Raw genomic sequence first — 4,648 nt, 5'->3', positions numbered from 1 at the left:
GGGGTCTCGGATCTCGTCATCGGGCTGACGGTGCTCGCCCTCGGCACGTCGCTCCCGGAGCTGGCGGCCTCGGTCGTGGGCGCGGTCCGCGGCAAGACGGCCTTCGCCGTGGGCAATGTCGTCGGCTCGAACATCTATAACGTCCTCGCGGTGCTGGGGGTCGTGGCGCTGATCACACCGATCGAGATCCGACCGTCGACGCTCCGGTTCGAACTCCCGATCATGGTCGCGTTCACCCTCGCGCTGATCGGGCTGATGGCGTACGGCCGGCGGCTGACGCGGGTCGACGGCGCGATCCTCGTCGTCGGTTACGTCGGATTCATCTCCCTTCTCGTTCCGTGATCGGGGAGCGGTCGCGGGGCCATATCTCGGCGTTTATGTCGACGATCCGTCCTGCTGATCGCTCGCGGCCGACGACTCGCCGAGCAGGCTCGTGACTTCCCGCGAAGACGACGATCTGCCGGCGGTTGATCGTTCGCCTCGCGGCCGCGCCAGCGTCCACAGCATCCGATCGCCGTTCGCTGCTGACGCCATCGGGGCCGGCGCATCCGCGGCCGTCGACTCGGTCGTCGCCCCGTCCGAAGCACCGCTCGAGTCGGAACGACGATCTCGTCCGGTGGGACGGCGGACGAGATCCGAAACGTCGGCGAGTGGCCCCTCGGTCACCCAGTCGATTCGCCACTGCGGTGCATCGGTCGCGAGCGCGACCTGCGCCGCCTCGGCGTCGTACTCGACGAGACCCGCTTCGGACAGTACCGGTAGATGCTCGTGGACGAGCGCCGCCGAGACGGTGGTACACTCGGGCTCGGTGACGTCGACGAGCCGCGTCCCGTCGCCGCCCTCTCGCGCGACGACCGCTGCGGCGAGATCGGTGACGGAGACGGTTCCGCGCCGCCTCGAGAGGACGGCACAGACGGTTCGGCGACGCGGGTTGCGAAGGGCCTCGAGGGTCCGGTCGACCGTCGTCTCGTCGATGGGAAGCGTTTCGCCGATCGGGTCGGCGAGGAGGGAACGGACCCACTTCGACTCGAAGATGGGGTGCTCCGCGAGGGCGACAGTCGTTTCGCCACCGTCGGTGCGTTGGGTCACTAGCCCGGCGTCGACGAGCCGTGGAACGTGGGCGTGAATCAGGTCCGTGTGGACGCGCTCGCACTGCTCGTCGGTGACGATCGGACAGCCGTGTTCCACGGTCGTGACGTCGATCGCGAGTCGCTCCATCGACGACCGTTTCGACGCCGACGAGCGGTCGATCGAAGTCGTGTCCTCCTGCTCGAGCAGCGTCGCGAGGAGGTATCGCCGTCGCGGCGCTGCGAGAACGTCCAGCGCCGTCGTCAGTTCGGCGAGTGGGGGTGTACTCATTGCCCGATAGAGACAACGAGCGGGGGAAAGGAGTGTACCAGCATGCTCTGGTATCCGGCGGTGGTAGTCAGTCGGTCGCGTCGAAATACGCCGAAAGGAGCTTCGCCTGCGCGACTCTGAGGTGCTGGTGGAAGGTCTGTCGGGCGATGCCGAGTCGGTCCGCGACCTCGGACGCATCGCTGTTTCGCGTCGGCCACTCGAAGTAGCCGCCGTGGTAGGCCGCCTCGAGAGCCGCGCGCTGTTTGTCGGTCAGCATCGACTCGACGGTTTGCCGGAAGTCGCCGCGCGTATCGACCGGTCGCTCGACGGTTTGCTTCGAGCGGAGTCGACTGTCGGGATACGTCGACGTGATCCGATTGACGAGTCCGCGAAGGTCCGCATTGGGGCTGACCTGGACCGTCAGATCCGCGACACCGTCGCGGATCGTTTTCGACTGCAGTCGTGCGCCGTAGTCCGCGAGGTGATCGGTGATCGTCGATCCGCGGATGACGCACTCCCAGTAGCTCTCGTCGTTGGCGTCGATGAGCCGCAGTTCCGTGAACGCATCGTCGTCGCGAGCGACCTCGCGGACGCGTTCGGGATCGGCGTCGGACGCGGTGATGTAGTAGACGAACACTCCGTCGGTCAGCGGCAACACGTGGTCGATCGACAGCGTACAACCGAGCTCGTCCGAGAGTCTGATACAGGCATCGCCCCGATCGGTCGACTCGAACTCGAGTTCGATGACGGTGTCCTGATAGAGGAGTCGGCGGATCGTCATCGCGTTGATCGCGTGGCCGATCGTTCCCCCAAACTCCTGAAGCACCTCCCGCTCCCGGTCGGCGAAAGCCGACGGCTCGTTCGCGGCGATCACGAGCGCTCCGAGGGACCGATCGCTCGCGACGGCCGGGACGACGGCGACAGAGCCGTACCCTTCCTCGTCGGCGTGGTGTCGCCACGTCTCGACCGGGCTCTCACTGAGGGACCGATACCGCTGGACGGCGCGCGTTTCGAGCACCGACTCGCCGTCCGCATCGGTCGGCGGGTCGACGAACGAGGAGAGGACGGGCGCAGACTGGGCGTCGATCCCCGCCCAGGCAACGGGCTCCCACGCGTCCCCGTCAGTCGCCGCCGCGGTGTCGGCTCGGCCGATGACCGCGAATCGGTACGCGTCGGCCGACGCGAACTCCCGGACGATCGCGCCTTCGATTTCGTCGCGAGTATCGGCCGCGACCATCGTCTCGTCGATCGTCCGAATAACCGTATTGAGGCGTTCCAGGCGCTCGAGTTCGCGCTCGCGGGCCTTGCGCTCTCGAATGTCTCGGCCGACGCCGGTGAAGCCGAGCACGGTACCGTCGTCGTCGGTGATGCGGGCGCTGTTGAACTCGTAGGGAATTCGCCGGCCGTCTTTCGTGAGGATCGTCCCTTCGGCGGTGACGCGCTCTCCGTCATCGAGGATGCGCTCGATCGCGTCGCCGATGTGCTCGCGGTCCTCCGGAGCGATGAACGTGAGCGGATCGAGGCCCGCGAGTTCGTCCGGTTCGTAGTCCGTCGCGCGTTCGAACTGGTCGTTCCACTCGATCAGATTTCCCTCGGCGTCGTACGCGTAGAGCAGATCCGGCTGCGCTTCGAGGATGCTCTCCGTGAACGCTTTCTCCTCGCGAAGCGCGCGTTCGCGGGCCTCGCGCTCGCTGATATCGCGGCCGGTCCCGGTAAAGCCGAGCACGGTGCCGTCGTCATCGGTGATTCGGGCACTGTTAAACTCGTACGGTATTCGGCGGCCGTCCTTCGTCAGGAGGTCCGCTTCGATAGTTACGTACTCGTCCTCCTCGAGGATCCGTCGAATCGCCGCGGCGATTCGATCCCGATCGTCCGGTGCGATGAACTCGGTCGGGGCCATTTCGGCCACTTCTGACTCGGTGTAGCCCGTCACCGCCGGCAACCGGTCGTTCCACTCGAGGTGGGAACCCTCCGCGTCGAACGCGTAGACGATGTCCGGTTGCGCCTCGAAGACGTGTTCGGCGAAGGCCTTCTCCTCACGGAGCGCTCGAATCCGCTCGCGCTCCTCGGTTCGGTCGTGGACGAACCAGACGTGCCCTCGGAGGTCGGCATCCGAACGATCGGCGGGGACGCCAACCTCGCCACCCTCCCGGACCGCCGCGATCACTTCGCGAGCCCAGAACCGGCTCCCGTCGCTCCGGACGCGCCACCCGTCAGTCTCGGCGTTTCCGTCGGATTCCGCTCGCTCGAGCAACCGCGCCGGCTGTCCGTCGTCGCGGTCGTCCTGCGGGAAGACGGTCCGATAGTGGGAGCCGACGATCGTCTCCCCCTCGTATCCCGTGAGGCGACGCGCACCCGCGTTCCACGCGGTGACGCGTCCGTCGGCGTCGAACGGCACGATAGCGAAATCACCGGTGAGCGAACTCAAATCGGCGATGTCGAGATCGAAATCGACCGACTGATCTTCGGCTTCGGTGTGGGTCGCTTCGTTCGACGTGTTCTCGGTCATTGATCGACCAACCAATCTACGTTATGTGTTATCGCTACACACGAAAAGCTACGGGTAGCCGTTGCTACGGGTATTTCCGTGCTCTCGGCATCGGCAGAAGTGACAGCCGCTCTGGGAGGAAACCGGCGACGTTAACGTCATCAAAACGCGATCACGGATATGACCGGGCTCGCGATCGTCGAAAGTCGCGCCGACCGCGCCTCGGGGCACGTCTGTGACCGCCTCCGCGAGCGCGCCGACTGGACGGAACTGACCGACGACGACCTCCCGGCGGCCGACGGGGGCGGCACCTACTATCGGACCGATGGGGCAGAACTCCGCTCGTTCGACGAGTTACACATCGACCTCGAGCGGCCCGCTGACGCCTTCGACTGTGACCCCGACCTGCTCGTCTTCGCCTCCCGGCACTCGGGGGACACCGGCGCGCTACTGACGGGCCACTTCACGGGCAACTTCGGCCACGCCGAGTTCGGCGGCGAGCCCGACGCGCTGGCCGAGGCCGCGCCGAACGCGCTGAATCGGCTGCTCGAGGCGTTCGACGAATACGCCCCCGAGCGGTACGACGTTGGAATGGAGTGTACGCACCACGGCCCCTCCGAAGTGGGCTGCCCGTCGCTGTTCGCGGAACTCGGCAGCGGCGACGAACAGTGGGACGATCCCGCCGGTGCCGATGCCGTGGCGCGCGCCATCCTCGAGTTACGACACGTCGACCCCCATCGGTCCAGACAGGTCGTCGGCTTCGGCGGCAACCACTACGCACCGCGATACGGACGGGTCGTCCGCGAGACGGCGTGGGCGGTC

At 66.6% G+C, this 4,648-nt stretch carries 4 protein-coding genes; 2 read left to right on the top strand and 2 right to left on the bottom strand.

Annotated elements, in window-relative coordinates:
• On the top strand, positions 1-342 hold a 342-nt coding region (locus tag PGX04_RS27270; protein WP_377043541.1), incomplete at its 5' end, for a sodium:calcium antiporter.
• Positions 343-375: 33 nt separating this feature from the next.
• On the opposite strand, the gene PGX04_RS27265 is transcribed toward PGX04_RS27270, so the two are convergent.
• Complete coding sequence (locus PGX04_RS27265) at positions 376-1,359, bottom strand: DUF7344 domain-containing protein (RefSeq protein ID WP_273741360.1); 984 nt, start codon at positions 1,357-1,359, stop codon at positions 376-378.
• A gap of 67 nt (positions 1,360-1,426) precedes the next feature.
• On the bottom strand, positions 1,427-3,847 hold the full coding sequence (locus PGX04_RS27260; protein WP_273741359.1) for a PAS domain S-box protein: 2,421 nt from the start codon (positions 3,845-3,847) through the stop codon (positions 1,427-1,429).
• A gap of 159 nt (positions 3,848-4,006) precedes the next feature.
• Between PGX04_RS27260 and PGX04_RS27255 the strand changes: the two genes are divergently transcribed.
• Positions 4,007-4,648: D-aminoacyl-tRNA deacylase (locus PGX04_RS27255; RefSeq protein ID WP_273741358.1), on the top strand; the 642-nt coding region annotated here is incomplete at its 3' end.

The sequence above is a fragment of the Natrinema soli genome, assembly GCF_028618695.1.
The sequence above is the reverse complement of the archived record's forward strand: the minus strand, read 5'-3'. Positions and strand labels throughout refer to the sequence as shown.